The organism is Mesorhizobium sp. M7A.F.Ca.US.006.04.2.1, assembly GCF_004022915.1.
Lineage (GTDB): Bacteria > Pseudomonadota > Alphaproteobacteria > Rhizobiales > Rhizobiaceae > Mesorhizobium > Mesorhizobium ciceri.
Map to the genome: position 1 here is coordinate 1 of NZ_RZQA01000830.1, position 2,847 is coordinate 2,847.

Below are 2,847 nucleotides of genomic sequence, written 5' to 3' on the forward strand. Positions count from 1 at the left end.
GGCAGTATCGGCGCCATTGCGCGGCTGGTGGCGGCCGGCGCGGGGCTCGCCCTCGTTCCACGCCTGGCCGTCACGGATGCGCTGGCACGCGGCGACATTGTCGAAATGCGATGGCCCGGCCAGATGCGGACAGCGCCGCTGGTGATGATCTGGCGCCGCCGGCGCGTCCAGCTGCCGGCGCTTAAGCAATTGCTCACTGCCGCGCGCGACACGCTGGTGCCGGCCCTGCAGCCCGCCAAGGCTGGTTCAGGACTTGAATCGTCGAACCGCTCCAAGGCCTTGTTTGCAAACAACTCCTGACGGAAGCAGCGGCGGTTCAGATCAGGCGGTGGCCGCCCTCGACATGCAGCGTCGTTCCCGTGGTAAAGCCATTGCCGATCAGGAAGGCAATGGCGTCGGCGATATCATCGGGTTGGCCAATCCGCCCGACCGGCAGCTGCTTGGCCATCGCGGCCAACGTCTCGTCCTTCCTGTCGCCGGCCACTTGCGCCCAGATCGTGGTGTCGACCCAGCCGGGCGACACGGCATTGACGCGGATCGGCGCCAACTCGACCGCCAGCGCCCGCACGAGGCCTTCGAGCGCTGCGTTGACAGCAGCAACGACGGAGCCGCGTGCGGCTGGGCGATAGGCGGCGATACCGGAGACGAAGGTCATGGAGCCGGATGCTGCCAGCCGCGGCGCACCGTGCTTGGCGAGCAGCAGCGGGCCATACAGCTTGCTCTCCACCACCCTTTGCGCCGCCTTCAGGTCAAGCTCCGGCAGCAGCCGGTAGGCGCCTTCGATGTCGGCTGCGGTGCTGACGATGTGGTCGAGTCCGCCAATCGCTGCGAACAGCGCCGAGACCTGGTCTTCGCGCGCGATGTCGACGACGGCCGTCTCCAGCCCGGCGGGATTGCCGAGCGCCTCGCGCGCCTGCCGCAGCCGGTCTTGGCCGCGCCCGGCGATGACAACCGCCGCACCGGCCTCCACGCAGTGCCGGGCCAGCGCCAGACCCATGCCGGAGCCGCCGCCGACGATCAGGATTTTCTGTTTCGAAATGCTCATTTCGCTCTGCCTTTGCTTGAATGGACAAGGGCAGGAATTGGCAGTTCGGCGCGACAGAAGGAAACGGAAGAAACCGATAGTGCCATCGGAAAGGCCGATGGAGCAGGGCGGACGAGCGCCGTCTCTGGCTCAGCGCACCAGCGGACTTTCCCAGACGACAAACAGCAGAGCTTTCAGCTGGGCAAAGCGCTCCTGCCCAAGTTCGGTGCGCCATTCCTCCTCGATGTCGTGCAGGATATCGACCATTTTCCAGAACGCGGCATGACCGCGTTCGGTGGACCGCACCACGCGCGCACCGCCATCGCCGGGAATGTCGGAGCGGACGAGGTAGCCGTACCCTTCGAGACTGCTGAGCAGCTGGTTGATGGCCTGTTTGCTCATGCCGGCACGCTCGGCGATGGTCCCGGGCCGCGCGCCGTCCGGTCCGGGAAACTGCAACACCGCCATATGCGGCAGGCGCAATTCGTCGAAACCGGCGGCGTTGAGCTCCTTGATCAGCCGCCGCTGGATCGCTTGTGCCGGCACGCGCAGCAGGGCGCCGATCAGCAGGTTCTCGGTCTTGGTCTGTAGAACTTCCGTTGAGGTGGGCATTGACGATCCGGTAAATTGAGTTTACTGATAGCGAGTAAATGTAATTTACCGGAGGGGTTTGCGCAATGTCGGTCATGAATCTTCAGGTCAATCCAGCCAATGAGACCATCGGCGACAAGGGGCTGTCGATTCGCTTCCTGGTGACGGGCGACAGTTCGAACGGCAGCATCGCCGCCTTTGAGTTGAGGGTTGCCAGCGGACTGCGCCTGCTGGCGCCGGCGCACAGCCATGATCACTACGAAGAGACGATCTACGGCATTGAAGGGGTGCTGACCTGGACCGTCGACGGCAAGCCGATCGAGGTCGGACCGGGAGAAGCGCTGTGCATCCCGCGCGGCGCAGTCCGAGCACGAGCATGGCAGGTATTCCGGGACTTTCTACAGTGGGGCGGGAAGAAAAATGTCCGGACCGACGGGCGTGAAGGAACGCCGTGCGCGCCTGCCAAGTTTGCTGCCGGAAACTGACGCAATTCATGCCACGATGCTGGCCAATGACGATGGGCATGATGCCGGAGGCAGGACGACAGTGAGAGCGATGACGCGAGCGGCAACAGCATCGAACGGACAGGCCGACTGATGGCGCCGATCAAGGTCGATCCCGACAAGGTTCATGAATTTGCGGATCCTGCCGGCTTCTACGCCTGGCTGAGCAAGCACCACGCCACGGAAACCGAAGTCTGGATCAAGATGCACAAGGTGGGGTCCGGATTGAAATCGATCACCCCCAAGCAAGCCATCGACGTGGTGCTGTGCTTCGGCTGGATCGATGCGGTGCGCAAAGGGTTGGACGACAAGAGCTTCCTGCAGCGCTACACGCCGCGCGGCAGGAAGAGCATCTGGAGCCTGATCAACATCGACAATGTGGCGCGGCTGGTCGAGGAGGGCCGCATGACCGAGCATGGGCTCAAACAGGTCGAGACGGCCAAGGCCGACGGGCGCTGGGCGCGCGCCTATGGCAGCGGCAAGGAGATGAAAATTCCCGATGATTTGCAAGCGGCCATAGACGCCGAACCCGCTGCGAAGGCGATGCTTGAAAAACTCAACGCGCAAAACCGCTTCGCGCTCGCCTTCCGCATTCACAACATGAAGACCGAGGCCGGGCGCAAGAGGAAGATCGAAGCGTTTGTGGCAATGCTGAAGCGCGGTGAGACGACCCATCCGCAAGGCAGGAAGTGAGGGTTTGGCGCGAATTCGTCTTCGGCGCCGCAAGCC

The 2,847-nt window shown here is 63.8% G+C and carries 5 protein-coding genes; 3 read left to right on the top strand and 2 right to left on the bottom strand.

The features are described from left to right. Positions 1 to 300 (top strand): LysR substrate-binding domain-containing protein (locus tag EN925_RS30730; protein ID WP_245487360.1); only part of this gene is annotated, 300 nt, incomplete at its 5' end. 16 nt (positions 301 to 316) lie between these two features. On the opposite strand, the gene EN925_RS30735 is transcribed toward EN925_RS30730, so the two are convergent. Further along, a complete protein-coding gene (locus tag EN925_RS30735) occupies positions 317 to 1,045 on the bottom strand; it encodes an SDR family oxidoreductase (protein ID WP_127369222.1) in 729 nt (242 codons plus the stop codon). Between the two features lie 129 nt (positions 1,046 to 1,174). Then, on the bottom strand, positions 1,175 to 1,636 hold the full coding sequence (locus EN925_RS30740; protein WP_063172635.1) for a MarR family winged helix-turn-helix transcriptional regulator: 462 nt from the start codon (positions 1,634 to 1,636) through the stop codon (positions 1,175 to 1,177). Between the two features lie 65 nt (positions 1,637 to 1,701). On the opposite strand from EN925_RS30740, the gene EN925_RS30745 reads away from it, so the two are divergent. Together EN925_RS30745 and EN925_RS30750 are read left to right on the top strand one after the other, a co-directional pair. After that, positions 1,702 to 2,100: a cupin domain-containing protein gene (locus EN925_RS30745; RefSeq protein ID WP_164753815.1), complete on the top strand. Its 399-nt coding sequence runs from the start codon at positions 1,702 to 1,704 to the stop codon at positions 2,098 to 2,100. 111 nt (positions 2,101 to 2,211) lie between these two features. Beyond that, positions 2,212 to 2,811 carry a YdeI/OmpD-associated family protein gene (locus tag EN925_RS30750; RefSeq protein WP_128337164.1) on the top strand — a complete coding sequence of 200 codons (600 nt, stop codon included), beginning with the start codon at positions 2,212 to 2,214 and terminating at the stop codon, positions 2,809 to 2,811. Positions 2,812 to 2,847: the final 36 nt, after the last annotated feature.